The organism is Alkalilimnicola ehrlichii, from assembly GCF_003399765.1.
GTDB lineage: Bacteria > Pseudomonadota > Gammaproteobacteria > Nitrococcales > AK92 > AK92.
This window is the reverse complement of record NZ_NFZV01000014.1, coordinates 60,386-87,368: the sequence shown is the minus strand read 5'-3', so window position 1 is coordinate 87,368 and position 26,983 is coordinate 60,386. Positions and strand designations below refer to the sequence as shown.

At 60.3% G+C, this 26,983-nt stretch carries 26 protein-coding genes and 1 pseudogene; 18 read left to right on the top strand and 9 right to left on the bottom strand.

The window, feature by feature from the left end:
* Window positions 1-32: 32 nt before the first annotated feature.
* The 8 genes and pseudogenes from CAI21_RS13930 to CAI21_RS13885 all read right to left on the bottom strand — a co-directional run bounded on the left by CAI21_RS13930 (window position 33) and on the right by CAI21_RS13885 (window position 7,152).
* Window positions 33-1,115 carry a KpsE/RkpR family capsule polysaccharide export protein gene (locus CAI21_RS13930; protein ID WP_116302841.1) on the bottom strand — a complete coding sequence of 361 codons (1,083 nt, stop codon included), beginning with the start codon at window positions 1,113-1,115 and terminating at the stop codon, window positions 33-35.
* Complete coding sequence (locus CAI21_RS13925) at window positions 1,112-1,777, bottom strand: ABC transporter ATP-binding protein (RefSeq protein WP_116302840.1); 666 nt, start codon at window positions 1,775-1,777, stop codon at window positions 1,112-1,114. Before CAI21_RS13925 ends, CAI21_RS13930 begins: the two co-directional genes overlap by 4 nt.
* Window positions 1,774-2,565 carry an ABC transporter permease gene (locus tag CAI21_RS13920; protein WP_181919435.1) on the bottom strand — a complete coding sequence of 264 codons (792 nt, stop codon included), beginning with the start codon at window positions 2,563-2,565 and terminating at the stop codon, window positions 1,774-1,776. The genes CAI21_RS13925 and CAI21_RS13920 overlap by 4 nt, the downstream gene beginning before the upstream one ends.
* 96 nt (window positions 2,566-2,661) lie before the next feature.
* Complete coding sequence (locus CAI21_RS13915) at window positions 2,662-4,413, bottom strand: polysaccharide biosynthesis/export family protein (protein WP_258868120.1); 1,752 nt, start codon at window positions 4,411-4,413, stop codon at window positions 2,662-2,664.
* Complete coding sequence (locus CAI21_RS13910) at window positions 4,410-4,778, bottom strand: DVU3141 family protein (protein ID WP_181919434.1); 369 nt, start codon at window positions 4,776-4,778, stop codon at window positions 4,410-4,412. Before CAI21_RS13910 ends, CAI21_RS13915 begins: the two co-directional genes overlap by 4 nt.
* 430 nt (window positions 4,779-5,208) lie before the next feature.
* The gene (locus CAI21_RS13900; protein ID WP_116302837.1) at window positions 5,209-6,234 is read right to left on the bottom strand and encodes a helix-turn-helix domain-containing protein; all 1,026 of its coding nucleotides are present in this window, start codon (window positions 6,232-6,234) and stop codon (window positions 5,209-5,211) included.
* Between the two features lie 11 nt (window positions 6,235-6,245).
* Window positions 6,246-6,829 (bottom strand): annotated as a pseudogene (locus tag CAI21_RS24995) (GGDEF domain-containing protein).
* Complete coding sequence (locus CAI21_RS13885) at window positions 6,817-7,152, bottom strand: hypothetical protein (protein WP_116302834.1); 336 nt, start codon at window positions 7,150-7,152, stop codon at window positions 6,817-6,819. Before CAI21_RS13885 ends, CAI21_RS24995 begins: the two are co-directional and overlap by 13 nt.
* A gap of 383 nt (window positions 7,153-7,535) precedes the next feature.
* Between CAI21_RS13885 and CAI21_RS13880 the strand changes: the two genes are divergently transcribed.
* Both CAI21_RS13880 and CAI21_RS13875 read left to right on the top strand, forming a co-directional pair.
* A complete protein-coding gene (locus tag CAI21_RS13880; RefSeq protein WP_147305115.1) occupies window positions 7,536-10,343 on the top strand; it encodes a TonB-dependent receptor in 2,808 nt (935 codons plus the stop codon).
* Between the two features lie 64 nt (window positions 10,344-10,407).
* Window positions 10,408-11,871 (top strand): purple acid phosphatase family protein, encoded by a 1,464-nt coding sequence (locus CAI21_RS13875; protein WP_116302832.1) that lies wholly within the window; start codon window positions 10,408-10,410, stop codon window positions 11,869-11,871.
* Between the two features lie 51 nt (window positions 11,872-11,922).
* Here CAI21_RS13875 and CAI21_RS24990 read toward each other — a convergent pair whose 3' ends face one another.
* Entirely contained in the window at window positions 11,923-12,090 is a 168-nt protein-coding gene (locus tag CAI21_RS24990) for a hypothetical protein (RefSeq protein WP_258868956.1), read from the bottom strand.
* On the opposite strand from CAI21_RS24990, the gene CAI21_RS13870 reads away from it, so the two are divergent.
* From CAI21_RS13870 to CAI21_RS13800, 16 genes are all read left to right on the top strand, one after another.
* Window positions 12,040-12,672: a DUF3450 domain-containing protein gene (locus CAI21_RS13870; protein WP_258868960.1), complete on the top strand. Its 633-nt coding sequence runs from the start codon at window positions 12,040-12,042 to the stop codon at window positions 12,670-12,672. The two genes, CAI21_RS24990 and CAI21_RS13870, sit on opposite strands and share 51 nt — an antisense overlap.
* Window positions 12,669-14,033 carry a MotA/TolQ/ExbB proton channel family protein gene (locus CAI21_RS24985; protein ID WP_116302830.1) on the top strand — a complete coding sequence of 455 codons (1,365 nt, stop codon included), beginning with the start codon at window positions 12,669-12,671 and terminating at the stop codon, window positions 14,031-14,033. The genes CAI21_RS13870 and CAI21_RS24985 overlap by 4 nt, the downstream gene beginning before the upstream one ends.
* Complete coding sequence (locus CAI21_RS13860) at window positions 14,017-14,562, top strand: MotA/TolQ/ExbB proton channel family protein (RefSeq protein ID WP_116302829.1); 546 nt, start codon at window positions 14,017-14,019, stop codon at window positions 14,560-14,562. The genes CAI21_RS24985 and CAI21_RS13860 overlap by 17 nt, the downstream gene beginning before the upstream one ends.
* Window positions 14,559-14,975 carry an ExbD/TolR family protein gene (locus CAI21_RS13855; protein WP_116302828.1) on the top strand — a complete coding sequence of 139 codons (417 nt, stop codon included), beginning with the start codon at window positions 14,559-14,561 and terminating at the stop codon, window positions 14,973-14,975. Before CAI21_RS13860 ends, CAI21_RS13855 begins: the two co-directional genes overlap by 4 nt.
* The gene (locus CAI21_RS23225) at window positions 14,975-15,523 is read left to right on the top strand and encodes a hypothetical protein (RefSeq protein ID WP_220348292.1); all 549 of its coding nucleotides are present in this window, start codon (window positions 14,975-14,977) and stop codon (window positions 15,521-15,523) included. Before CAI21_RS13855 ends, CAI21_RS23225 begins: the two co-directional genes overlap by 1 nt.
* Window positions 15,451-15,615, top strand: coding sequence for an energy transducer TonB (locus CAI21_RS26035; protein ID WP_220348290.1), 165 nt, complete (start codon window positions 15,451-15,453; stop codon window positions 15,613-15,615). The genes CAI21_RS23225 and CAI21_RS26035 overlap by 73 nt, the downstream gene beginning before the upstream one ends.
* A gap of 5 nt (window positions 15,616-15,620) precedes the next feature.
* Window positions 15,621-16,820 (top strand): tetratricopeptide repeat protein, encoded by a 1,200-nt coding sequence (locus tag CAI21_RS13845; RefSeq protein ID WP_116302826.1) that lies wholly within the window; start codon window positions 15,621-15,623, stop codon window positions 16,818-16,820.
* A 62-nt stretch (window positions 16,821-16,882) separates the two neighbouring features.
* A complete protein-coding gene (locus CAI21_RS13840; protein WP_181919433.1) occupies window positions 16,883-18,256 on the top strand; it encodes a histidine-type phosphatase in 1,374 nt (457 codons plus the stop codon).
* A 145-nt stretch (window positions 18,257-18,401) separates the two neighbouring features.
* The gene (locus CAI21_RS13835; protein WP_116302824.1) at window positions 18,402-18,806 is read left to right on the top strand and encodes a hypothetical protein; all 405 of its coding nucleotides are present in this window, start codon (window positions 18,402-18,404) and stop codon (window positions 18,804-18,806) included.
* A gap of 167 nt (window positions 18,807-18,973) precedes the next feature.
* Window positions 18,974-20,884, top strand: a complete 1,911-nt coding sequence (locus CAI21_RS13830; protein WP_116302823.1) for a TonB-dependent receptor plug domain-containing protein — start codon at window positions 18,974-18,976, stop codon at window positions 20,882-20,884.
* An 11-nt stretch (window positions 20,885-20,895) separates the two neighbouring features.
* Window positions 20,896-21,765 carry a ChuX/HutX family heme-like substrate-binding protein gene (locus CAI21_RS13825; protein ID WP_116302822.1) on the top strand — a complete coding sequence of 290 codons (870 nt, stop codon included), beginning with the start codon at window positions 20,896-20,898 and terminating at the stop codon, window positions 21,763-21,765.
* Window positions 21,762-22,592: a heme/hemin ABC transporter substrate-binding protein gene (locus tag CAI21_RS13820; RefSeq protein ID WP_116302821.1), complete on the top strand. Its 831-nt coding sequence runs from the start codon at window positions 21,762-21,764 to the stop codon at window positions 22,590-22,592. Before CAI21_RS13825 ends, CAI21_RS13820 begins: the two co-directional genes overlap by 4 nt.
* Window positions 22,589-23,653, top strand: a complete 1,065-nt coding sequence (locus CAI21_RS13815) for a FecCD family ABC transporter permease (protein WP_116302820.1) — start codon at window positions 22,589-22,591, stop codon at window positions 23,651-23,653. Before CAI21_RS13820 ends, CAI21_RS13815 begins: the two co-directional genes overlap by 4 nt.
* Entirely contained in the window at window positions 23,646-24,425 is a 780-nt protein-coding gene (locus CAI21_RS13810) for a heme ABC transporter ATP-binding protein (protein ID WP_116302819.1), read from the top strand. Before CAI21_RS13815 ends, CAI21_RS13810 begins: the two co-directional genes overlap by 8 nt.
* Window positions 24,426-24,506: 81 nt before the next feature.
* Window positions 24,507-24,974, top strand: a complete 468-nt coding sequence (locus CAI21_RS13805; protein WP_116302818.1) for a copper chaperone PCu(A)C — start codon at window positions 24,507-24,509, stop codon at window positions 24,972-24,974.
* Between the two features lie 255 nt (window positions 24,975-25,229).
* On the top strand, window positions 25,230-26,813 hold the full coding sequence (locus CAI21_RS13800) for a carboxylesterase/lipase family protein (protein WP_116302817.1): 1,584 nt from the start codon (window positions 25,230-25,232) through the stop codon (window positions 26,811-26,813).
* The last annotated feature ends 170 nt before the right edge of the window (window positions 26,814-26,983 follow it).

Genomic DNA, 26,983 nt, shown 5'->3' with positions numbered 1-26,983 from the left:
AAGTCGGCTTTTCTGCCGTAAGCCCAACATTTTCAGTCCCTGTGATCCCTTACAATGGCGGCAATCAGATGGGCAATGAAGGAAAAAAGAAAAGCCATAATAATAAAAACGGTAATATTGTATATACGCCGGGGTTCGGTTGAGTATTCCGGCTGCGTCGGCGCCTGCAAAACCGAGACCTGCTTTAACGTTCTGGCAGCTTCGACCCGCGTATTTTCCAATGCTGCGAGGGCGCTGGCATACATCTCCCGGGAAAACTCATGCTGCAAGCGAAGCGATTCGTATTCGGCGGAAATACGATTCAGCGCCTCGCCCGAATGGGTCGCCATACGCGCATGCTCGATGTCGATTTGATTGCGTACCGCGTCGATCTCATGCCGCAGCCGCACCATCTCAGGCGAACGCTCGCTATGAGAAGCGGCTAACGCGTGCCGGCGCGCGTTAAGCTTGGCAAGCTCGCCCTCCAAGGTGGCAACGACCGTACTCAAACTCTCGACGGTACCGGTTGGCGACACCAGGCCATGTTCGTTCTGATATGCGATGAGCGCCTCACGCGATTCGTCGAGCCGGCCCATCAGATCTTCGACTTGCAGCTCGATGAAGCGCACTTGCTCTGCCGCCAAGCGTTGCCCCATCACGTTCATATGCTTCTCGCCCTCCTGCAACAGCAGCGAGGCGATAGCCCTTGCGGTATCCGGATCGTAGGCCTGGGCTCTGATCCTTAGGACCTGAGCGTACTCATCCATTTCTATCGACACTCGCTTGAGGTAGTAGCGGTGCAGATGCTCCAACGGCACGCTGGGAGAGCGCAGCCGGGATAATCTGTCTATGGCAGGATCGGCGTAGTGGTCCCGAAGGTTTAGCTGTCGGTCAAGCTTAATAAGCATATCGACCGAACGCAGGTGATCGCGCAGCATCAGCAGCTCGTTAGACGTTCCCCCCGTAAGAATCGACGTAAAGTCGAGGCTGGGAGGGGCTGGACTCGCGCTTTGCAGCACGATATTCGCTTCCGATACATAACGGTCGGTGGCCCACAGGCTCCAATAGAGCACCGCGCCGAAGATCGCCACGATACTTATCGCCCAGTAGGGTTGTTTGGGGAGCAGTACTTTCATGAGCGCTTAATACTCTCGTGATAGGCGGCGATAGCATCGTCTATGCTGTCGAACCAGTACGCATGACCATCCCGAAGGAAAAGCCCTGCCTGACAAAGCTCCTTCAGAATACCTTCGCTGTGCGAAACGATAACTAAACCGGCCTTGCCCACTTTGTCGCGAAACGCGGCTGTGGCTTTGGCTCGAAAAGCTTTGTCGCCCACCGCCGTTGCCTCGTCGGACAGGTATAAATCGAAATCGAACGCAAGCGATAGGCCAAATGCCAAACGACTGCGCATACCGCTCGAATACGTCTTTACCGGTTGATCGAACGCCTTGCCAATGTCGGCAAACGCCTCCACTCGATGAATAACGGCTTTCATAAAGCGATCGTTGCCATGAATGCGGGCAACACATTTAACATTCTGCCGCCCGGTCATCGAGCCCTGAAAACCGCCCGTCAATCCGATCGGCCAAGAAACCCGACAGCGGCGAACGATCTCACCTTTATCCGCAAAGTCCATTCCCGCAATTAAGCGCAGCAGCGTCGACTTCCCCGCACCGTTACGACCCACCAAGCCAACGTTGACACCTCGAGGAATCGCAAAATTAATGTCGCGCAAAACCCAATCGTCAGCGCGATGAGTACGATAGCGTTTATAAACGTTGCGCACTTCGATCATTTCGCTTTTACCCGCATGGTAAAACGTAGATGGAGTGCTAAACCCAGGGCAACCATGGCTAAAGCCCACCACCAAAGATAAAGCATATCGACTCCGGCCAACGATTTATAACCGGAGAAAAAACTAAGTCGTAACGCCTCTAGAGCATGTACGACCGGGTTATATAAAAGATAATGTTGAATTGAGTGAGGCAAGGCATGCAGGGGAATGATAACCCCGGATAAAAGAAACAACGGCAGTATCAGCATTCGCAAGACACGCCCGATTTCGGGCACCAGCGGTGCCACCACCGAAGCTACCAGCCCCGCGCCAAGGCCGAGCACCCAGATGGAAAACCATATAAACATCGCCGCAAGAGGGTCCGCCGGCAAGATTTCGTAACCAAGCAAACTAGCTCCAGCGATCAGCACCATAAAGACCACCGTTTTTAAGATGCCTTCAACGACGTTGCGAGCAATGACAGGGTCGACCGGTTTGACCTGCCTATAAGCAAATAAGCCTTTGTTGGCATCTACCGCGCCAATCGAACGCAGCAGACCTTCTCGGAACAAGAAAAAACCCAGGAGCCCGACAATAAGCCACGGTACGAAATCGGCACCGATAACGAAGCGCACACGCCCAAGCACTTCTCGAACGCCAATCATTATGACGACAAACGCAACCGGCTCGGCGATCATCCAGAACCACGCGAAACGGCCCGCCATGGTTCTGGCCAATGCTTCCCGCATGAACATCGCGTGCCATACGTCCAAGGTAACTTGCAAAGGCGGCCGCGGCGCCTGGCTCATGGGCTTGCCTTCGTCCCGGAATGCAGGCGCCAGCCGGTGCCGCTCACTGCCACCGGCGAACACGCCTTATAGCTGGATCGAAGCAAATACCGCATATCAAATATCCAATACCACAGCCGTCGTGACAGCGATCTGGAATAGGATCTGGGTCAGGGTCGCAGCGAGATGAAGGTTCTTAGTCGGGGCGGTCGGTAAGACTAATATTTCGTCGCCCGGACGCAGCGCCACACCTCGCCGGGCGGCCACCACTTCGCCGTTTTGCCGGACTAATAAAATCTCCCGCCGATTGGCCCGCTCGGTAAACCCGCCCGCACGCTCGACATAATCCCGCGCGCTCTCGTTGGAGCGATACACGATCGCCTGCGGAATCCGCACTTCGCCGCTTACTAAGACGGAATCGGAGCGTTCGGGGATTGTGATGACATCGCCGTCTTGCAGCCGGATATTGCTGATTTCCCCATCGTGAGCGACCACCATTCGCCCGGTGGGCTCTATTTGGCTTGCTCGGGCGACGAAATCTTGAATCAGCTCCGCCTCCCGCGCCCGCATCGTCGCCTCTTCGGGCGTCGACGCCGGCGCGCCGAGGTAAACGCTCTCCAAACGGCGCAGGCTGTCCTCCAAGGATTGCCGTTGGCGCTCGGCAACACTACGGCGCCGCAGCGACACGCTACGCGCATCGGTTAGGTCCGGATCGATTTCGATGCTGTCCAGAAGCTCGCGTAAGGTTGCGTCTTTCGGTACCGCGAAATGAGACGGGCCGTAATAGCTGCCTTCCAGATGGACCACAATACTGTCTGTCCGCTGGTCGGCGGCAAAGATGACTTCGTCGCCCGAACGGAGCACATCGCTTTCGAACTCGTGCAGGGGCAAATACGCCGACACCGGGCCCCGGTCGCGTACGCCGCGAATCAGCACATGCGATACACCCGCCTCTAACTGCACCAGCTGGATCAGCTCATGCCCTAGACGCGCATTGCCATCGAGTTCGTAACGGTAGGCTTGAGCGACATCGCCGGACACGGTCACCACCGGCCCGCGCCGCTCCACGACTATCGTGTCGCCGTCTTCAAACTGCGGTCGCGCTAAATCGCCCGCTAACAGAAAGTCGTACAAATCGACTTCTTCCAGCGTCTCCCGCTCCCGCAACACGCGAATTCGGCGGAAACTGCCGGAGTTTTTGTCAATGCCGCCAGCTTGATCGAGAAAGTAAAGCAAAGAATCGTTAGGATTCCCGGCATAGCGTCCCGGCTTGTTAACAAAGCCGGTGACGAACACGGCAACCGGCTGGACGCCCTGGAGATTGGTATAAACCGATACATTGTCGGTAAAGACTTCGCGGATAGCCGCCCGCACGCGACTATCCAATTCCGAATTACTCACCCCTTCGACGTGAATCGGCCCCACATTGGGGACAAAGATATTCCCCTGGGCATCGACCGGCAGCACCCTATCGATCTCCGCCGCGCCCCAAGCCCGAAGCGTGACTTGATCGCCCGGCAAGATCCGGTAGCTCGGGTTAAGCCCGGAAGCGCGCGTACCGCGGAAGCCACCGGTAAACAAATGCGCCCCGAACGGCGGAATCGTATCCCCCGCCTCTCTATCCCGATCCGGCCCCGGACCATAGGTACCGGTCCGGCGATCGACTGCGGAAGGCGACTCTAAGTCGTCGGGCACCGGTACCGCTTGCTCCCGCCGGTTTTGCTCGTTGTTATCGCTAATACCGAGCACGCCGTTAGCCGATTTGACAGGCAACAGTAATCCGGCGCAGCCAACCACCAGCAGCAACGCCCAAAGCATTGCCCGTAACCTAACAAGCCCAACCTGATCGTAACGACGGAAATTGTTCATGGCTGTGCACTCCTGCGCCCGTCGGATTCAGCGCTCGCCATCGGTACGGGCCGCCCGGTTTCGTGTAACACCCGCACGGCCGTCCATACGCCGTCTTGGGAACGACACGCCAAAGCGGGCCGGCGAACGCCGTCCGCTTCAACCGTTAGTCGACGACAAACCCGCCCGCTCGCCGCATCGTAAAGGCCGTGCAAGCGAACCGATACGTCCGGCCCCCAAGGGCTTTCCCGCAACTCGGCTCGGCTATTTACCGGCTCCTCGTCAAGCATTGTTTGAAAGGCCGCCGGCAGTGCATGCCTGGCCGAGGCGGTACTCACTTGGCTCGGCGTCGCAGCGCAGCCTGCGATAACCAAACCTGCAAACAAAGGTGCAACAGTCCTGATGCCATAGAGCCCGAATGTATTGCGGTTTATCCACATAAGCTATTGCTCACCAAGCAGCGCGTTGCCGAATTTAGACCCTCACGTAACGGCCCGATGCGGTTCTCGATTGTCCGTTTCCCCAACGCTTCTCGGACGAGATAAAAAGGCTGCATTTTCCAAGCACAAGAATCTCGGAATTAACAACAAACCCAGGAGACAGGCGACACCGCAGAAGCAAAAGAGTGATTAAGCCGACCGGCCCCTATGAGGAAGGACTAACGGTAGCCGGTTGCGTTGGATATCGGGACGAAATGCGACGGGAACAAGAGGAAGATGCTGCCGCCGTCTTATGGCACAAGAACCATCCCGGCACTAAGGCGTCGCCGCCACGGGAAAAACGTAAAACTTACCTGTGGCAGCGGCCGCCCTCGCGTTAGACGTGACGATAGGCGCTGGGCGTTAAGCCAGTCCAGCGCTTAAAGGAGCGACGAAAGTTGGCACAATCATGGAAACCCAAGTAATCGGCGACCTGTTCGTTGCTATACCCCCGCCCCTGGATCAAATAGACGGAGACATGTTTACGGGCCGAATCCAAGAGTTGCTGAAACGACGTGCCGTGTTTATGCAACTTACGTTTCAGCGTCGCCGGGCTCATATGAAAATCCGCCGAGCAACGCTCCAGCGTCGGTACTCGGCGAATACGCTGCATCAAATAAGCGTACACCGTCGCCTGAATACCGGCGCGGAAACCCAAGGCTAACGACTCTTCGTCGCAACGCCGCTGCGCCAACAGGCGGTTGGTGCCGGACCCATTAGGCCAGGGCGTATGCAGGTAACGGCTCGGCACCCGCATGGCGGTAACCGGCTGAGCGAAATCGACCTGCTCGCCGAGATGGACGTGATACTGCTCCGGGTAACCGGGGCAGGAATAATCCAACTGATAGGCCCAAGGTATTTCCGAACCGCTTAACCAGCGGCACAAGGAGGTAAACCCGGCCATCGCCGCTTCCACTAAAAACCGCCGGCTTGCGCCGGCGCCGCAACTATCGACCCAGTGCAGGTAGCACCACTGGGTATCGATAACCAAGCGCGGCATAAGCAGCGGCGTTAGCAACATCTGGTTCGCTACCAGCGTTTCCAAGGCATCGTAAAGGCAACGGCCATGCAGCAACGCCGTGCTGGCGGGCGGACAGCTCCCCGGAAACAGTCGGTGCCCGTAAAGAAACGCGACATCGTCGCCTCGGATCAGGCACTCGGCATTGGCAAACAGCCGATAGAGCTGGCGCGGGCTGAGTTTGACTTCCTCGCGAACAAGACGCTCGTAGAACAGCCCCGTCCCGCTTAGTAAGCGATTGACTTCGACTTCCCGGCTCAAGGCCAAGTCAATCAGCGAGGCGGCATGATAGTGGGCAGGAATACAACGGGTGTCGTTCTCGAACCAGAGGTTGCGAATCGTCATCGCGCCCCCCGCTACGCGGCCAGGTAGAGCGCGTTCGCCCTATCGTCTTTTGCCTGCCGTAGCGCCTTGCCGGCTCTTTTAAGCAATGCGCTTGCCGTCTCGTCGGCGGCGGTCGCCGCACCGATGCTTACTCGCTGGTAAAGCACTTGGCCGGTTTCGGTTCTATAAGCAAAATGGCGCACCGCGGCGGCCAGTTGTTGGCCGATTTCTTCGGCAACGGCGGCTGTCGTGTCGGGCAAAAGAATGCCGAACCGATCGCCGGCATAGCGACAAAGCAAATCCGAACGGCGCAAATTAAGTAGCAGAAACTCCGTCAGTGCCTGCAAAAACGATCGCCTTCGAGGTAGCCGTAGTTGCGGTTAACACGGTCGAAATCGTCGACATCGAGCATCAACAAAGCACAGGGGCGGCCGGTCTGCCTTGCGAACCGCAACTCTATGTCCAATTGCTGCCGCAAATACTGAGCATCGCACACCTGAGTAATACCGTCGATGCGATTATGCGCTCGAAACAAACGCTCGCGTTTACGCAATTGCTCGTTAATTGCCGTTTGCTCTTGCTGCCAAAAATAAATGGCAACGGTCAGCACCACCATGCCAATAGGCATCGGTACGTTTTCCAACCACGCATCCCACCACGTGGCGATATAAAAAACTCGTCCAGCAAATCCTGCCAGAGCGAGAGAAAAATACCGGCAAAACCGATAACCAGCAGATTCGTCACCCGCCCGCCGGGCCGACTCGCCAAAACGCAAACGATCCAAGCCAGCGTCAGCGCCGCCGCGCCGCCCTCGCCGACGATGTCTAACCAATCCCAGGTTCGCCAAGTTTTTCCTTCGCCCACCCAGGCGACGGCCCCTAGCGACAACAGGGCCGGCCCGAGAATCATAGCCAACTTAAAATAGCCTGAGCGATGCATGACCTTTCTCATTCCCATGACTGCGGCATCGATAGGTAACAAACCAAGATGACAGCTTTGTTAACGACCGCACTAGCTCGCGGGTCCATACAGCTCAGGCCATTCTTTTTTGCTGAAAAAAAATCTCTAACTGCACGTAACCAATGGCCGCCGAATGCGGGTCGTCGGCATAAGAATGCGGCATAAGCATGATCGCTTCCCTAGTTTAAAAGCTTCTAAAAGAGTCCTTTCAGCTCAATCCGAAGCCGATCGACATCGTTTTTGCATCCCGTTCGGTCTCCCCTAAAGCAGGCGTCATCGTTCTGACATATTGCTTGCCTACCGTTCGCAGCGCTGACAAGCAAAGCAACCTCATCTGGATCGTGTTTTTTGGGGGATTAGACGTGGACAAACGGCTAAATGCGCTGGGGCTAGCGGTTGCAACGGCGTTAACCGCAGCGCAAGGATCACATGCTGCCGACCTGGAAACGCAAGGCGTACTTCAGATCGCCCAAGCAAGCGCTCAGCAGCCTCAAATCGCCGGCAATACGCTCGGCAGCATCGAGGGGCGCGTTCAAGACGCCAACCGCGCTTTTCAACTCAATGGCGCGTTGATCACCGTCGAAGGCAGCAACCGGGAAGCCCGCACGGATCGTAGCGGCCGCTTCAGCCTTGTCGGCTTGCCGCCGGACAACTATCGGTTGCACATCGATTACCTTGGTTATCGCAGTCAGTCGGTCGAGGTTACCGTCGAGCCCGGCGGGAAAGCCCAGCTTGACATCGGCATGGAAGACGAAGCCGTTGCCATGGGCGTTATGAACGTGCAAGCGATCCGCGACATTCAATCGCGCTCGCTTAATCGCCAACGAGCCGCGGATAACATCATGACGGTGGTCTCGGCGGATTCCATCGGTCGCTTTCCCGACGGCAACGTCGCCGAATCGTTGAGCCGCACTTCCGGCGTCTCCGTCCAGCGCGATCAAGGCGAGGGGCGCTACATCAACGTTCGCGGCGCGCCTGCCGAGTTTAACCGGGTCGCCATCGACGGTATCGCCCTGCCCTCGCCCGACGGCGGCACGCGGGCCATCGACCTAGACACGATTCCAACCGATATCGTCGCCTCGCTGGAAGTCACCAAGGCGCTGACGCCCGACCTCGACGCCGACTCCATCGGCGGCCACGTTAATATCACCACGCGCAGCGCCTTCGACGAATCCGGCCCTTTCCTGCGGGCAAACGTTGGCTACGGCTACAACGAACTCGGCAGCGGCGATAATCACCGTCTCGGTCTCACCTTAGGTAACACGTTTGCCGACGACCGCATTGGTTTGGTGGTCTCGGCAAGCCATTCCCGCACCGAGCGACAAACGGATAATGTCGAACACGACTGGACCGAGATCGACGGCGAGTTCTTTCCCGAAGAAACAGTCTTTAAGGATTATGAACTCACTCGCGAGCGCTATGCGCTAAGCGGCCGCCTGGACTTCCGGGTCTCCGAGCGCAGTACGCTTTACCTTAGCGGCACCCATTCGAAGTTCGTCGACGACGAGATTCGACATGCAACCGAATTCGAATACGGCGGTTATGCGCCGGGCTCGACGCCGGACAGCGGCACCTTCGAAGACGTCGAGGTGACGAAGGAGCTACGCCACCGCCGCGTCGAGAACACCCTTAACCAACTGGCCTTCGGCGGCGAACACCGGTTCGACCGCTTCGACGTCGACTATCGCGTCTCCACCGCACGCGCCGAACAACGTTATCCGAAACGCGACTACCTGGAGTACACGCTCAACTATAACCCCGACATCGACTACGACTGGCGTAACGGCAACAGCCCTAAACTGTCCGTAGCCGGCATCGACGGTCTGAGCTTCGCACCGGAAGACTTCGAGTTCTCGCAATACGAGCGTCGGGAACGCAGCAGCAAAGACCGCGAACACACCGTCGCCTCCAACGTCACCGTACCGTTCCAGCTCGGCACGGCCGACGCCGAAGCGAAATTCGGCCTGAAAGTACGGCGTAAGGAAAAAAGCCAAGACGAAGACCGCTTCCGTAACCGAAGCCAACCGGCCGATGGCCCCGAATACAGCGATGTCATCCGCAACGAGCGCTCCAACAACTTCGGCTACCGGCTTGGCAACCGTTTCCGTAAAAACACCTTCGATCGCTACGCCGACATTTACCGCAACGACCCGAACTACCGGGCGCGCGCCGGCTACGCCTACTTCGGCGACTTCAAGGCCGAGGAAGACATCTACGCCCTCTACGGTATGAACACCTTCGACTGGGGTGCGACGCGACTGATCGTCGGTGCGCGGGTAGAGCAAACCCGTACCGACGCCGAGGCGTACTACTGGGACGACGACGCCGAAACGGCTTCGCTACAGGAAGCATCCCGCAACTACACCCATGTCTTCCCAAGCCTCCACTTACGGCACGAAATCAGCCGCAACCTGATCGTACGCGGTGCCTACACCACAGCGATCAACCGGCCCAACCTCAACCAGTTTTCCCCGTACGCGGAAGCCGAACCGGCGGATTTCGAAATCGAGCGCGGCAATCCGAAGCTGGACCCGACCTACGCGCACAACCTCGACCTTATGGCGGAGTATTACATTCGCCCGCTCGGTATCGTTTCCGCCGGTGCGTTCTACAAGCGCTTGAACGATCCGATCTTCGAGGTCACCAGCAATCGCGAGATCGACGGCGAGCTGTGGGAAGTCTCGCAGCCGGATAACGGCGATAGCGGTTATCTCTACGGCGTCGAATTGAACTGGCAGCAGGGCTTAAGCTTCCTGCCCGAGCCGTTAGACGGGTTCGGCGTTTTCGCCAATTACACCTACACCGAATCCGATGCCGACCTTCCCGCCGGCCAGGGCAGCGTCCGCCTGCCGGGGCAGTCGCGGCATAGCGGCAACCTCGCGCTGTACTACGAGCGGCATGGGTTCAATACCCGCATTTCCTACAACTATCGCAGCGCATTCATCGACTCGGTGCACGATACCAATCGGGCCCTCGATACCTGGTGGGATTCACGGGCACAAATCGACCTGAGCGCCAGCTATCAGGCCACCGACAACTTCCAGCTCTACGCCGAAGCCATGAACCTGACCGATAGCGCCCAAAACCGCTACCGCGGCGATTCCAACCGTGTTTACGAGCGGGAGAAATTCGGCCGGTTCTACCAAGCCGGTGCCCGCTTGAACTTCTAAAACCCGACGCCGCCGTCCCGCGCTCGCGGCGGGGCGGCGACTTTTTTACTGCAAGAGGACAGCAATGACTATGGGCCTTCGCGCATTCCTAAGCCCCCCTCGCACCGCCCTGTTAGCAAGCATCGGCTTCGCCCTTTGCGCGAGTGCCAACGTCTACGCGCATAGCGATCACGAGCGCAACACGCTGGTGCCGCCCGGTTATACGCATTATGCCCCGTCCCCGGTGCCCGACCGGGTCGTACTGACCTTCGCCGGCGACCCGGCCACCAGCGCCGCCGTGAGCTGGCGCACCGACACGGCGGTAGAAAATCCGCGTGCGCAAATCGCCCCGGCTTTGGATGGCCCGGCCCTTCATCAAGTAGAGCAGACCGTAGCCGCCGCTAGCGTGGGGTTGACCATGGAAAATGGCGCTGCCTTACATCATTCGGTTGTATTCGAAGGCTTGGAGCCGGATACCGTCTACGCTTATCGCGTCAGCGGCGGCAACACCTGGAGCGAGTGGTTTCAATTCCGCACCGCCAGCGACAGCGCCTCCGAGTTCGCCTTCATCTACTTCGGCGACGCGCAGAACGCCATCAAATCCCATTTCTCGCGCGTCATCCGGCAAGCCTACAGCGATATGCCGAAAGCTGCCCTGATGGTGCACGCAGGGGATCTCGTCAACTCGCGCGACAACCGCGACGACGACGAATGGGGCGAGTGGTTCGATGCCGGCGGCTGGTTGCTCGGCATGGTGCCCAGCGTGGTCGCCGCCGGCAATCATGAGTTCCACAAACACGAGTTACCCGACGGCACCGAGGAGCAGCGCCTCTCGCCGCATTGGGCGCCGCAATTCCGCCTGCCCGAAAACGGGCCGGAAGGACTGCGGGATACGGTTTACTACGTCGACTATCAAGGCACCCGCTTCGTGGTTCTGGACTCGACCTCCGCCCTGAACAACGACACCGTCGAACAGCAAGCGCGCTGGTTGGAAACCGTCCTACGGGATAACCCGAACCGCTGGACGGTCGTTACCTACCACCATCCCATGTTCTCTGTCTCCGCCGGACGGGACAATCCGCCGCTACGCGACCACTGGAAACCCTTGTTCGACCGTTACGGCGTCGACCTCGTATTGCAGGGGCACGACCACGTCTATGGCCGGGCCGGCGACAACCTGCCCGAAGGCAAGACCCGCTTCGACGACGAAATCGGCACGATGTATGTGGTCTCGGTCGGCGGCCCGAAAATGTACATGGTGTCCGACCAGGCGCGCACGAATATGACGCGGGTTGCGGAGGACACGCAGCTTTATCAACTCGTCCGCGTTCAACACGATCGCATTCTCTTCGAAGCCCGCACCCCGAGCGGCCGCCTCTACGACAGCTTCGAACTGGTCAAAGCGGCGGATGGCCGTAACCGCTTGTTCGAAGTCTTGCCGTCGGAACGGCGCTGCACTCGGCCCGACATCCCCGGCTATCGCGAAACCCGTTGCTGGGAAGGCAGCGATCTGATCGAACCGCCCGCAGCACTGCGCAACGCGCGCTAGGAGTTCAGGCCGATGGAGCACCTTAGCCCACGTAGCGTCCGGCCGCTTTATCTAGCGGCGTCTTCTCCTCTGGCTGATCGCGCCCAGCGCGCTCGCCAGTGGCCCACTCGATAGGCTGTCGATACGCAGCAACAGGCGACGCTCGCCGCTCGCGACTCGCAACAGCGCATCGACCGACTCGCCGAACAGCGAACGGACATGGCCCAGGAATATCGCCATATTCGCCGCCAGCTGGAGAGTTTGCGGACCTACAACGCCAATCTGGAAGCGATGATCGACGCCCAGGAGCAAGAGGCAGGGGCCTATCGCGAGCAGATTGCCGAGGTCGACGTGACCCAGCGCGAGATCGTCCCGCTGATGGTGCGGATGCTCGACACGCTGGAGCGCTTCGTGCAACTCGACCTGCCCTTCCTGCCCGGGGAGCGACAGGAACGGCTAGCGTCTCTGCACGCACTGATGACGCGGCCCGATGTCGATGCCTCCGAGAAATACCGCCGTGTATTGGAGGCCTATCAGGTGGAAGTGGACTACGGCCGTAACATCGAAGCCTACCGTGGCGAGCTCGAACTTGACGGCGAAACCTTGACGGTGGACTTCCTCCGCGTTGCTCGGCTGGCGCTGATTTACCAAAGCCTGGACGGCCGCCACACCGGTTTCTGGCACCCGTACGAGCGGCGCTGGGCGAGCCTGGACGACAGCTACCGCAAGCCGGTTGCGCAAGCGCTACGGGTCGCCCGTCGGCAAGCGCCGCCGGAGCTGATCCGTATTCCCGTCGTGCTGCCTAAGGAGCCGCGCTCATGAAGTCACCGATCAAAGCGCTCGCGATCGCGTTAATCCTGTGTTTCGGCGCAGCCGACGCCAACACAGGGCCCGATCTCGATCAATTACTGGAAGAAGTGCGGCGCGCTGCCTATAGCGCTCGGGACGAGCAGCAACAGCGCGAAGCGCAATTTGCCGCCGACCGCGCTACCCAGGCCGAACGCCTGGCACAGGCACGGCAAGCGCTAGCCGCCGAAGAAGCTCGCAGCGCAACGCTACAGGATCGTTTTCACGCCAACGAGCACCGGCTCGCCGAGCTTGAGCAGTCGTTGCATGAACGCCAGGGTGCGCTCGGCGAGCTGTTCGGCGTCGTCCGACAAGCGGCCGGCGATACCGCCTCTCAGCTGGAAAACTCGTTGAGCTCGGCGCAGTTCCCCGCCCGTCGGGCAACAATGGCCGCTCTGTCCGAACAACGGGCGCTACCCTCGACCGAGCAACTGGAGCAGCTCTGGCTGACGCTGCTGGAGGAAATGACCGAAGCGGGTAAAGTCAGCCGCTTCGAAACCACTGTCGTCACCCCGGCGGGCACGCGCCGCCCGGCTACCGTCACCCGCCTAGGCCTTTTCAACGCCATTGCCGACGGCCGTTACTTAAGCCACCTCCCCGATACCGGCGATTTGGTCGAACTCCCCCGGCAACCGGCCAAACGCTATCTGAATCAGGCCCAGGCGCTCAGCGCCGCGGCTAACGGCGAACAACTCGCGGTGTTTATCGACCCCTCCCGCGGTGCGTTACTCGGCCAGCTCGTGCAGACCCCAACGCTCGCCGAGCGCATCCAGCAAGGGCGCTGGGTCGGCTACGTCATCCTGCTGCTCGGCCTGATCGGTCTGGTGCTATTCGGCGAACGGCTGTTCGTCCTCAGCCGCACCGAACGCGCCATTAAGCGACAACTGACGCAAACCGAAGCGGACTCCGACAACCCCATCGGCCGCATTCTCACGCTCTACCGCGACAACCGGAATATCGACATCGAGACCCTGGAATTGCGTCTGGACGAAGCTGTCGTGCGCGAAGTCCCGCGTCTGGAACGCGGCCTGAGCACGCTCAAGCTACTAGCGGCAATAGCGCCCTTACTCGGTTTACTCGGCACCGTCGTCGGCATGATCGAAACCTTCCAATCCATTACCTTGTTCGGCACCGGCGACCCCAAGCTCATGGCCAGCGGCATATCCCAAGCGCTGGTGACCACGGCACTTGGTTTGCTCGTTGCTATTCCACTGCTCCTGCTGCTCAACATCGTCGCCGCCAAAGCAAAACGCTTGATCGGCATTCTCGAAGAGCAAAGCACCGGCATTCTCGCCGAGCATCTGGAGAAGGATCGTGCCGATGGTCTTGCTACCTGAGCAGTGGGACGCGATCAGCCGCTTTCTGGAAACCGGCGGTAGCATCCTCTGGCTGATTCTGGCGACCGCCGTTGTATTGTGGATGCTCATACTCGAACGGTATTGGTTCCATTATCGCGTCTATCCGCGGCTGCTGGCGGGGTTAAGCGATAGCTGGCAAGGGCGCTCGTGCAGCGGGCGGTGGAGCGAGCGGCACATCCTCGCCCGGCAGATCGCCGATCTTTCGGATCAGTTACACCGCTCGATATCTCTGATTCGTACGCTGATCGCGCTCTGCCCGCTGCTGGGGCTACTAGGCACCGTCACCGGCATGATCCAAGTCTTCGACGTGATTGCCGTCACCGGCACCGGCAACCCGCGCGCCATGGCAAGCGGTGTTTCCATGGCCACCATCCCGACCATGGCGGGCATGGTGGTCGCCCTGTCCGGCTTGTATTTCAGCACTCATCTTCAACGCAGCGCCCGCACCAAGGCCCGTTTGGCGGCAGACCGACTGGCCCGGCAGGCGCGTTCGGGAGTTTTATCATGAGACGTCGTCGGCTACGTCAGCAAAGCGAAGAAGACGGTCTCGGGGTCGATATGACCTCGATGCTGGATGTCGTTTTTATCATGCTGATTTTCTTCATCGTGACGACCTCGTTCGTAAAAGAATCCGGCATCGAGGTCAACCAACCCAGCGCGGCCACAGCCGAACGCCAAGACCACGCGAACATCCTCATTGCCGTCTCCGACGGTGGCGAGATCTGGATCGACCGCCGGCAGGTGGACCTTCGTGCCGTGCGGGCCAATATCGAGCGGCTGCGGATGGAAAACCCCGACGGGGCAGTGGTCATCCAGGCCGATGCCGACTCGCGTAGCGGCTTACTGGTACAAGTCATGGATCAGGCAAGACTGGCCGGTGTCGCGGACGTTTCCATCGCGGCTCGCGAGGAAGGCCGTTGATGCGTTACCTGATCGCCTTCGCCACGGCCATCGGCATCGCCCTAGGTTTGTTCTGGGGCATGCAGGCCATGATCGGTACCGACTCGCGCGAGCTTGCCCGCCGCGACCCGGCGCCGGCCGTCGACTTCGTTCGCGTCCAACCGGCACAAACGGCGCCCCGGGAACGACAGCGACAACGCCCCGAGCGCCCCACAGAAGCGCCGCCCCCACCCCCGCCGGTACCGCAAGCGGCAGCCTCCCCCGCCATCATCCCCGAACCGCTTAATTTGGCCGCACCGGCGTTCACCCCGCAGTTGGCACTCGGCGAGCTGCCGACGTTAGGCGCACCGACGGCCGGGACACCCTCTGGCGTAGAGCACTACGAAGGCGAGCTGATGCCGGTATCGCAAGTACCGCCACAGTATCCGCAGCGGGCTTTGAATCAAGGTTTGGAAGGCTGGGTTGGCTCAGTTTCATCATCGCCGAAGACGGCTCGGTGCGCGATGTCGAGGTCGTCGAAGCCTACCCTCGCGCGGGCGTTTTCGATAACGCCGCCCGACGCGCTTTAGCACGCTGGCGCTTTCAGCCCAAGCGAGTCGACGGCCGACCTGTCGCAAGCCGCGCGGAAATCACGCTCAACTTTTCGCTACAAGAGGGGTGACAGCCATGCGCCGACAGCTTGTTTACCGCTTCATCCTCGCCCTGACGCTTGCGCTCGCCGCCACCGCTCAGGCGGAGAGTCTCTCCAGCCGCGCTCATCAGGTATTAAGCCAGGTTTACCAAAGCCTGGATGACGGCGCGTGGGACACCGCGGTAGAACAGTTGGATCAAGCGATAACCGCGCTTGCCCGCGAACCCTATGCGCAAGCGCTCGCCTATCAACTCCGCGGCTACGCGCACAGCCAAGCGGAGCGCTATCCAGCCGCCCTGACCGACTTCCGCCAAGCCCTCGCCGCCGATGCGCTGCCGGCATCGACTCGCCAACAACTGCTCTACAACATGGCCCAACTTCATCTGTTATTGGAAGAATTCGCACAGGCCGTCGAGGTCGTCGAGCAGTGGCTTAGCAAGGCGCGCGATATCGCTCCGGCGGGCCGAGTTGTCGCCGCTTCCGCTTATCTCAATCACAAGGATTATCGGGCGGCCGCCGCCCAGCTCACGCAGGCAATCGAGCAACAGCCCGAGGCTCCCGAGGTTTGGTATCAAATGCTGCTTAGCGCCTGGTTCGCCTTGGACGACAGCGCCGAGCTAATGCGCTGGCTGCCAAGAGCGATCGAGCAGTTCCCGGAGCAACGTCAGTACTGGTTGCAGCTGGCCGCCTTATACCTTCAAGAGGAAAACGACACGGCGGCACTAGCCGTACTGGATACCGCGTACCGCAAGCGCCTGCTCGTCGAAGAGCGGGAGCTGCTGAATCTTATCCATTTACATCGGCAAGTCGGCACACCCTACCGCGCCGGCCAGATCTTGGCCGCCGGCCTAGACCGCGGCGAAATCGAAGCAACGCCGACCCATTACGAGCAGCTAGCCGATACCTGGACTCAAGCGCAGGAACCGGAACGCGCCGTTGGGGCTTTGGAAAACGCGCTACGGCTAGGCGCCGAGGATGGGCTACGGCTCAAACTAGCCCGTTTATTAATGCAAGAAGAACGCTGGTCGCAAGCGTACCGGACGCTGGACGAAGGCCTTACCGATTTCCGCGACGACCGTAAAGGCGAAGCCTATCTCCTAATGGGCATCGTCGCGTTTGAAGACGGCCGTGCGGACTTAGCGCGAGAAGCCTTCAGCCACGCCAAGGCGCATGAAGCGGTGCGGGAGGATGCACGCCATTGGCTCGCCTTTCTCGACGCTGCTAACCGGCCTTAAGAAGACGTTCGCTGTATTTGCCCCGCCCAATAGACGACAACCCAACTAGCAAGAGGTTTATTGTGAAAAGAGGTTTTGTGTTTGTACTGAGTACGTGTGCCTTTATTGGCGCATGCAGTCAGTCCCCGGTCGAGCCACCGTCGGTCGCCGCAGAGCGCGGCTTTTTCTCTAGCAAAACGCCTTATCAACCGCAACAAGACTGGAAAAGCTACGAGCCCGCACCCGCCGGTTTCCAAGCCATACACATACAACACGTCGCTCGCCACGGTTCGCGCGCCCTCTCAAGCCGCAAGTACGACGACCTCAGCTATCAAATCTGGCAGCAGGCAGAAAAAGAGCAGGCGCTAACCCCACTCGGGAAACAACTCGGGCCGATTGTCTCGGAGATCATGCAAACGCACGAAGCGCTCGGCTACGGAAACCTGACCGTGCTTGGCGAGCGAGAACACGAAGCCATGGCGGAGCGGTTACTCCAGCGCCACCCGGCGCTTTTCGACAATATCACCGCCGAGCGCCGAATTTTGGTACTCGACTCCGGCGAACCGCGTGCCCGCGACAGCGCCCAGAGCTTTCTTAACGGGTTGATACGGACGCAGCCGGCACTGGCTACTGCGGCCGAGCCGCCGCAAGCCGACACCGAACGTCTTTACTTCCACCGCTCCCCCGCCGCCGAAGCGTATCGAACGTACAAAGACAACGACCCACGCCTACTGGCCAAACTCGACGAAATCTTCTCGCTACCCAAAAATCGGCAGGTCGCCCGCGCCATGCTCGAACGGCTGTACCAACCGGAGTTCGTCGACCGCTTGGCAAACGGTGCCTACGAATTTCGCGATACCGGCAAGGGCAGCACGGTCGTGCGCGACGAAGTCGACGCCGCCTATATGCTCTACAACCTCTACATCATCGTGCCGGGCCTCAAGCCGGACAATGATTGGCAGTTTTCCCGCTTCATCGCCGACAAACACGCGGAATGGATGGCCTATCTCAGCGATGCCGAAGACTTCTACGAGCGCGGGCCGGCCTTCGTGGGCGAGGACATCACCTACCGCATGGCGAATGTCCTGCTCGACGATTTCTTCGCCAACATCGACGCCGTCCGTGCCGGGGAGTCGGACTTAATCGCCACCGTACGTTTTAGCCATGCCCAAGTACTCATCCCCTTCGCAAGCGTACTCGGCCTACCCGGCAGTACCGACGCCCTGCCGGAGCAAGTTACCTACCGCTACGACAATAACGCTTGGCGCGGAGAGGCGATCACCCCCATGGCCGCCAATGTGCAGTGGGAAGTTTTCGCCGACGACAACGGCACTTATTTAGTCCGCATGTTGCATCAGGAGCGCGAAGTGCCTTTCAAGAGCGACTGCGAGCCGTATGGCGAGACGCGCTTTTATGTCGAGTTCGACGAACTCAAGCGCTGCTACGGCTACCTATAGCTAAGTCGCTGCGTATCGCAGGGCTTGGCCTAGCGCTGCCGAGCCCTCACACGCCGTCGCTTGCAATGAACGAGATCCTGTTGTAGCGTTTTGCCCGCTGGCCATGGTGCTTAGCACAACTTCGCGGGAACGAAGAAGCACAAAAATGCAGGGACTTCCTCGGCAAATACATCGTCGCCAGACGCTGGCACGGCGTTTAATCGCCGTCTTGCTGATTTTGCCGTTCTTGTTACCCCCCGCCCTGTGTATTAGCGTTTCCCAAGCAAACCCATTATTCGCACTTAACGGCGCACTGTGCAGCGAGCTTGGCGGCCGGACCGCCGAAGTCAGTTACGAAGACCTGCTGGCCGAGCACACGCTGGAGTACGACGACAGCGGAAGCTGCCCCGCCTGTGCGGCTATGCCGGGCATCGCCGGCTCCAGTGCAGCGCTCGGTAATCCGCAGGTGGCACTGCCGTTAGCGCGCGCGCCGACGGCACACGGCTTCTCCGCCGCTAGTTTTCTCCTTCCCCGCCCTCGCGACCCGCCCTCTCCTCTCGCTATCGGCTGAGCTTTCGGAGCACCGCCACTTGCTTGCCGCCGCATGCTCGGTTGCATAGCCGTTGGCGGCACTCCGAATCCCGACAGTAGGCCGCAGGGCCTACCTGCCGCCGATGCCGGCGCGTGCGAAGCGCCCGCTGGCACCGGCCGCACCTTCCAGCGAGAGGATTCAGATCCATGTACGCACCTGCTGTTGCGTTCGCCAGTCTTATAACCGGCATCGCATTAACCGGGGTGGCGCAAGCCGCTCCTTCCAGCGAGTCGACGTCGGCTCATTTGCCCGCCGTGGTCGTCACCGCCGTCGGCAGAGAACATCCGATTCAGGACGTGATCGCACCTGTCGAAGTCATCGACCGCGCAACGATAGAGACTTTCTCCGGCAGTTCCGTTACGGAACTGCTGCGGTTCGCAACCGGCACCGCCACCTTTTCCTCCGGCAGCACGGAGTCCGTCCGCCTACGCGGCTTCGGTGCCAACCAGACCTTGGTACTCGTCGACGGCCAACGCAGAGCCAGCCGCTTCGGCGGCCAGAACCTGGCAACGCTCGCGGTCAGCGAGATCGAGCGGATCGAAGTCATTCGCGGGCCGATGTCAGCGCTTTACGGCGCCGACGCCCTCGGCGGCGTCGTCAATATCATTACCCGTCGAGCCCAAGCAAACGGCGAGGCCGATCTGCGCATTGTCGCAGGCAGCGCGGAGGGCGCCGGCCGCGATACCGTACAAACATCCATCGGCGTCGGCCTTGTCAGCGCCGGCACGTCGCATTGGCTCAACGGCGAATACCGTACCCGCGCTGCGGTAGCGGAACGGAATTCGCCTCAGGATCGCTTAAACGAGCACACATTAGCCGCCTTTAGCTATCGCGGCCACGCCGATCTGGCTAGCCAACATTGGCTGGAATGGTCGCTGGAATACCAGGATCAAGACGATAGCGGCACCCGCTATATAGCGCCGCGCGGACCGGCTCCCGGCTCGACCTATTCGGGCATCGAGCGCGAAGAAAGACACTTCGCAGGGCTGCGTCTTAACGGCACGCCCACCGAAACCCTCGACTATCACCTTGCACTGGGCCATTCGCATACCGACGGCGCCGCCCGTCGACAGCCTAACCTGATCGAAACCACCGACTTTCGGCTGACGCAACTCGACGCGCGCATGAATCGGCAATTGGGAGCACACCTGTTGAGTTTGAGCGCCGGCGGCCTGCGGGAAGTTATCGACATCAACACCAATAGCCGGAAAGCCGAGCGAGATAATCATTACCTGCTGGCACAAAACGAGTGGCGACTGCCGGCAAACGTCAACGCCATCTTCGGCGTTCGTTACGACGATTACTCCGATTTCGGCTCAACCGTTAATCCGCGAGCCGGTGCGACGTGGCAGTTAGGCAACGCTCAGCTGCGCGTCAACTACGGCACGGGCTTTCGTGCCCCGTCAAGCTTGGAACAGTACAGCAGCTTCGTGCGCGGCAACTCGCTGATCACCGGCAATCCGGAACTGGAGCCGGAAACAGCCCGCATGACCGACATCGGTTGGCGTTGGCTACGGCGCGACGGCTCGCTGGACATCGGCGTGTACGAAAGCCACGTAGACGATCTCATCGCCAGCGAGCGTACCGGCGAGGTCCGCGACGGCCTAAACGTGCTCCAGTATCGCAACGTCGAACGCGCCCGCCTGCGCGGCCTCGAAGCCGCCATAGCGCAACGCATCACCGATTGGCTGGACATCAGCCTGCGTTACGACTACCTCGATGCCCGCGACCGCGACTCCGACGCCAGGCTGACCGGACGCGCCCGCCATAGCGGGAAAGCGACCGTAGGCATGCAAGCAAGCAACTGGCGCACAGAGCTGCGCGCTCTACGCATCGTCGATTTCTATAACAACGAAGGGCCTGGGATCGAACCGGTCGACCGCAACTACGCCCGCCTGGACCTATACGCGGAACGGCTCCTGCGCAGGCAGTGGCGCGTATTCGCCGGCATCGACAACCTGCTCGACCGGGCCGACCCCGATACCGCCGCGCGCTCGATAACCACCGACCCCGGCACCCGTTACTACTGGGCGGGCATCCGCTGGCAAACCCGTTAAGAGAGCAAACCATGCTGTCCATGAACAACGTTTCCCGTCACAACCCCGAGGCGATTCTCGCCACCTGGCGGGCTCTAGCAGCCGCCACGCCCCATTTACACCAACCTCAAGCGGCGGCCGCCATGCGACTTCCCGAGGCCTGTTTAGCCGCCAGCCGCTGCGGCAAGGCCGCAACCCGGCTTGCCGGCGAGCGCGACGCCATCCTCGCCAGCATGACCGCACTGGGTAAAATTCTGATAGCGGTTCCCCATCATGCCGGTGTTGCCATTGCCATCGCCGCCGAGCTGAGCCACGACATAAAAGACGGCTGGCTGACCCTCACAGCAGAAAAAGTACAGTTACGGCTAGCTCTATCGGCCATCGATTCGCTGTATGCCGTTATCGATCCACAAGGGCCGCACGGCCGCGAGCGCCACCTGCAACTGTTCGATGCGGAAGGCAACGGGATTTGCAAATTACTGGTGCTTTATAAGCGCTACGAACGAGAACTGGTTGCGCTCGCCGAACGTTACCGCAGCCCGTACCAAAGCCGCGTTTGGCAACCGTCGACACCGGCTTATCGCCCGCCTGCCGTAAGCTACCCCGGCGACACTCCGGCCGCTCAAGGAGCGATCGAATGCTTAACCCGTTGGCATAAAGCGGCGCTGCCCGTACGGTTCCGTGCCCAACGCCCCAACGTGGGGCTCGACGTCGTATGCGCGCCAACGCGGGTAAACCACGACTCAAGCAGCGGCGTGCTGCATGCACACCATCCGACGTTCAAGTTACATACCCGGCTCGCCGCCTGGCGATCGCCCTTAGTCTGGGACAGCGGTATCTGCTCCCAGGCCGACAATAGCTGGTTCGGCTGCAAACCGGTCGCGAAGGAGCAGCAACGATGAGAGCGCTCATAGGGTTGATCGGTATGGCGCTCGCAACCGGCTGTCTCGCGGCCGAACAGCGGCTGGTCGTCATCGGCCATCAGCTTACCGAAATCGTCTTTGCGCTTGACGCTGGCGACACAGTGGTCGGCGTGCACGGTTATGTGGACCATATCCCAGGCGCCGCCGAGCTACCGCGCCTACGGGGGCCGCGCCAAACCTCCGCCGAAAGCGTGCTGGCGTTTCGTCCTACGGACGTCTGGATAATGGACGGCCGAGCAACGCCTGAGATGGCGCACCAGCTGCAGGCAGTCGGCATCAACGTACAGTTTTTTCCGGGCGAATGGAGCTTGCTGGAAATCCCCGCACGCATTACCGAAGTGGCCGAAGCGCTCGCACGCCAGGACGCCGCGCCGGCACTGATCGAGCGTTACCGCGCCGAGCTTGCCGAGGCCAGTACAGGCAGCGCTCAAGCTCAGGGGCGGAAAGCCCTGTTCGTGCTCGGCGGCGGCGGCCGCCCCCTGCTCGTAGCCGGCCGCGACACCACCGTCGCCGCCATGATCGAACTGGCTGGCGGCCGCAACGTTACCCGCCACACCGGCTATCAGCTACTCAGTCCGGAAGCGATTATGGGCAGCGCACCCGAGGTGCTGCTAATGCTCGGCGATGCCCTACAAGCGGATGGCACCCCCGTCATCCTCGGCCTACCCGGCGTTAACCGTACTCCGGCTGCACGCAACAGGCAGTGGCATGTCGTCGACGGGCACTGTATCAGCGGCGGCATGGGCCTCAGTACGCCGAGCTGCATCGACGCCATCCGGGCTAGCCTGGAGGCAGCAACACCGTGAGTCTGGACGCCCGTAACCCCGGCGCAGCGCGAGGCCCACTCATCCTGATGCTGATCGCCGCCACCATCGTTAGCCCGTTGTTTGCCCTTGCCCAGGGCGCCGTTCCATTAACGCTGAACGAGGTCGTCGCCGTTATCGCCCAGGCTGGCGGCCTAGAGCGGGCTGCCGACCCGTTTCAGTACGCCATCCTGATGGAAATCAGGCTACCCCGCGTGCTGATGGCGCTCATTGTCGGTGCCATACTCGGCATGGCGGGCGCGCTCATGCAGACCTTATTTCGCAACCCCTTAGCCGACCCCGGCCTGATCGGCACGTCGGCGGGCGCGGCGCTGGCCGCAGCCCTGGCCATGATCCTCGGCAATGTCCTGTTTTCGGGCATCGCGGCAGCGCTGGCAATATGGTTTGTCCCCGCGTTCGCCTTCCTTGGCGCCTTGTCGGCGATGCTGTTGGTACTCCGCCTCGCTAACTACCGCGGGCAAATGGATGCCAGTCACCTACTGTTGGCAGGAATCGCCGTAAACGCCCTCGCCGGAGCCGGCATAGGCCTTTTGGTGTATACGGCGACCGACGATCAGTTACGCAATTTCACTGTCTGGACGCTAGGCAGCCTGGCCTCCGCCAGCTGGACCAAAGTATTCGTCGCCGGCGGCGTACTTGCACTTCTGATCGCCATGACCCCGCGCCTAGTAAAGCCGCTCAACGCCTTATTGCTCAGCGAAGGCGATGCCGCCTGTCTGGGTTTCGAGGTGGCGCGCTTAAAGCTCCTGCTACTATTGCTTAGCGCCCTGGCGGTGGGCGTCGTCGTCGCCTTCTGCGGCGTAATCGGTTTCGTCGGCCTGGTCGTACCTAATCTGGCACGGCTCCTGGTTGGGCCGAATCATGCTTGGCAACTGCCTACCTGCATGCTCATGGGCGCCGTTCTCCTAAGCTTGGCCGATGTGTTGGCGCGCGTACTGGTTGCACCGACCGAGCTGCCCATCGGTGTGCTCACGGCGCTGCTGGGAGCGCCGTTTTTCATCGCGTTGCTGCGACAGCGTGTGAGGGCCTTAGCGTATGCTTGAGATTCAAGAACTCGTGGTACGCAAAAGCGGGCGCACACTACTTGAGATAGCCGACCTGGCCGTGGCCGGAGGCTGCCTCATGGCGCTGGTAGGCCCTAACGGCGCCGGCAAAACGACCCTACTATCGGCGCTGGTAAACCCGAAGCCACGCGGTCGAATCAGACTCTACGATAAGCCTCTTGAGCGGTGGAAAACCCGAGACCTGGCGCAAGTGCGGGGCTTTCTACCACAACAGTTTCAGCTCGCAGCGGCTTTTAGCGTCCGCGATGTCGTGGAGCTGGGTCGCAGCCCGCACCTAACGCCGCGCGCACTAAACCAAGCCGTGGCGCGCGAATGCCTGGAACACGTGGGGCTCGGCCACGCTGCCAGCCGTTCGTACCTAACCCTCTCCGGCGGCGAAGCACAGCGTGTTCACCTGGCCCGCGTTCTCGCCCAAATCGGCCCGCGCCCCGACCTCTGGGGTGCGTACCCGCCGCTGCTTCTGCTCGACGAACCGACCGCAAGCCTCGACCTTGGGCAACGAACCGCCGTACTCAAGATCGCCAAACGTATCGCTAAGGCCGGCGGCATTGTTATCGCCGTTCTGCACGACCTCAATATCGCAGCTCGCTATGCCGACGAAATCTGCTTGTTGAGCCAAGGACGCATCTACGCACACGGCAGCGTCGGCGCCACGCTCACGGCCGACAACCTTCGAGCCGTCTACCAAGCAAACCTAGAAGTCGTACCTCACCCCGCGCAGGCGGGCCTACTCGTATTGGAACAGGACTAGACAGGAGATAAACGCTCACCCCAAACAACCGCTTTCTTTTGACTTAACGTTTTATCTGCCACACAACCTGGAGAGCTACCCATGAAGCAAGCGTTGAGAGCATTTGCCGGGCCATTGGCCATTATGATGTGTGTTTTTTCGGCTCCCGCCGCAAGCGAAACACTAGAAGCATCCGGTGCCTACGCCCGTGCCACCCCGCCCGGCACAGAAAACAGCGCGGCCTATCTTGTGCTGCGTAACACAGGAGAGGGCGATCGGCGCTTAGTCGGTGCTGCCACTCCGGTGGCACAGACCGTCGAGCTACATACCCATCTACACGAGGATGGCGTCATGCGTATGCGTCAAGTCGAATACATCGAGCTTCCCGCAGACAGTCAGGTAGCGCTGGAGCCGGGCGGTCTGCACATCATGTTACTCGGGGTGCGGGAACCGCTTGAGGCAGGTCAAACCGTGCCGTTAACGCTACAGTTCGACGGCGAAGAACAGCTAACGGTGCAAGCCGAAGTGCGCCACCCCAGCCGCTCGCGCCACCACCATCGCCACCACTAGATTACGATCCCCGCGGGGCGCGCCATGCTGGCGCCCCGCCGTATGTTCTCGCCGGTTAAAGACAAACTAGCAGGACGCCAAATTGCCGAACGCAAACAAGACAGCTTTCTTCACTGTCTCAAACTCGCGCAACGGTTATAATCCGTCTTAGCCATCCCGCATCGCTCTCCCTTGCAAGGCCGAATACGGTTTCCTGACACCAAGGACGCGGGCAGCACGCTCATGCCAATTAATGCAGAATAAGGAACAACAACAATGAAACGTTTGCGCGCCGGTGTTGGCACACTTGCCCTGTTAATGATTGCCGGCGCTACGGCCGGCGCCCAACCGACAACGCCCGCAGCCCACGACGATCCTCTCCTGCGCTTGACCGAGCAAGGCTTTGTACGCGGAGAAATCGACGCTCGCGAAAACATGCTGGCTTTTCGGGGTATTCCTTACGCGGCGCCGCCCATCGGCACACATCGCTTCGCCCCACCAACCCCGCCGGCCGCATGGGACAACGTACGAGCAGCAACGGCATTCGGACCCGACTGCGCGCAACCGGGAGGCGCCCTCGGCACCGCCAGCACAGAAGAAGACTGCCTGTATCTCAATGTGTTCGCGCCTACGAAGGGCGATAACCACCCCGTTATGGTGTGGATTCACGGCGGTGCTTTCACCAGCGGCTCCGGCACACCCTATAGCCCGCCTCGTTTAGTGGCGGAAGACATGGTCGTCGTCACGCTAAACTATCGCTTGGGCGCCTTCGGCTTTTTAGCGCATCCCGCCCTTAGCGAAGAGCAGAACGGTCGCTCGGGCGGCTATGGTTTGCTGGATCAGAAACAGGCCTTGGCTTGGGTCCAAGAGAACATCGAGGCTTTCGGCGGCGATCCGACTAACGTCACCCTGTTTGGCGAGTCCGCCGGCGGCCAAAGCATACTCGCCTTGATGAGCTCGCCATTAACCGAAGGGCTATTTCATAAAGCCATTATCATGAGCGGCTCGGTCGCCCCCAATCAGCAATCTCTAGCCGACGCCGAAAGGCTTGGCAGAGAAGCCTTTAAGGACTGCGATATCGAGTGTTTACGCACGCTCGCCACCGAGGACGTACTGGAGCGGCAGGCAGGGCTGATCGAGGGGATCGGCATCCTTATCAATTACGGCACAAAACTACAGCCCGAGCGCTCAATCGCCGCCGCCTTGAAGGAAGGGCGCTTCCTGCCAGTCCCGACACTCATTGGCAGCAATCTTGACGAATTTACTTTATTTGTCGGCGTCAACGCGCTGGCAGGGGAAACGCCGCCGCCCGCCGCTGCCTACCGCGATGCTATCGGTAACTTAATCGACCGCCGCAGCTGGGGCCTTGCCGTCCGCGCCATCGCTCGCGCTTATCCGCTAGCAGAATACGACGACAACGTTTGGCAGGCCCTCAGCGCCATCGGCACCGATGCGGTTTTTGCCTGCAATGCCCTAATGCAAACTCAACAGCTCGCCGAACATGTACCGACCTACGCCTACCAATTCACCGACCGAGATGCCCCCTTGGCCGTTCTACCCGAACGACCCGCAGGACTGGCGCTGGGCGCAGCCCATGCCTTTGAGCTGCCTTACTTATTCGGACAGCGCGAAGCGTTCCGCGCACGTGGTGCCGACGATTCTCAGCTCGCCCTGTCGGAACGAATGATCCGCTATTGGACAAGTTTTGCCCGTAACGGCGACCCTAACTATGAGGATGGGCCTGTTTGGCCAAGTTTCGTTGACACGGAAAGATTACTGCATCTCGATCCGGCGATTGCGATAGCCATCCCTAGCGAAGACTTCTTTAATAACCACCACTGCCGCATTTGGAGCCGTTAAAGGCACGCCATCGAACACTGGGCGCCTAGCACGCGTTTCGCGACGGCGCCCTCCTCCCCAAGCATCGGCCTCGCCGACCGGCCCATCGCCGACACCCGACTGTCGCACGCAGCCGCTAGCGCTTGATACCGCAGCACGACAACACAATATTGACTATTGTATCAACAAAT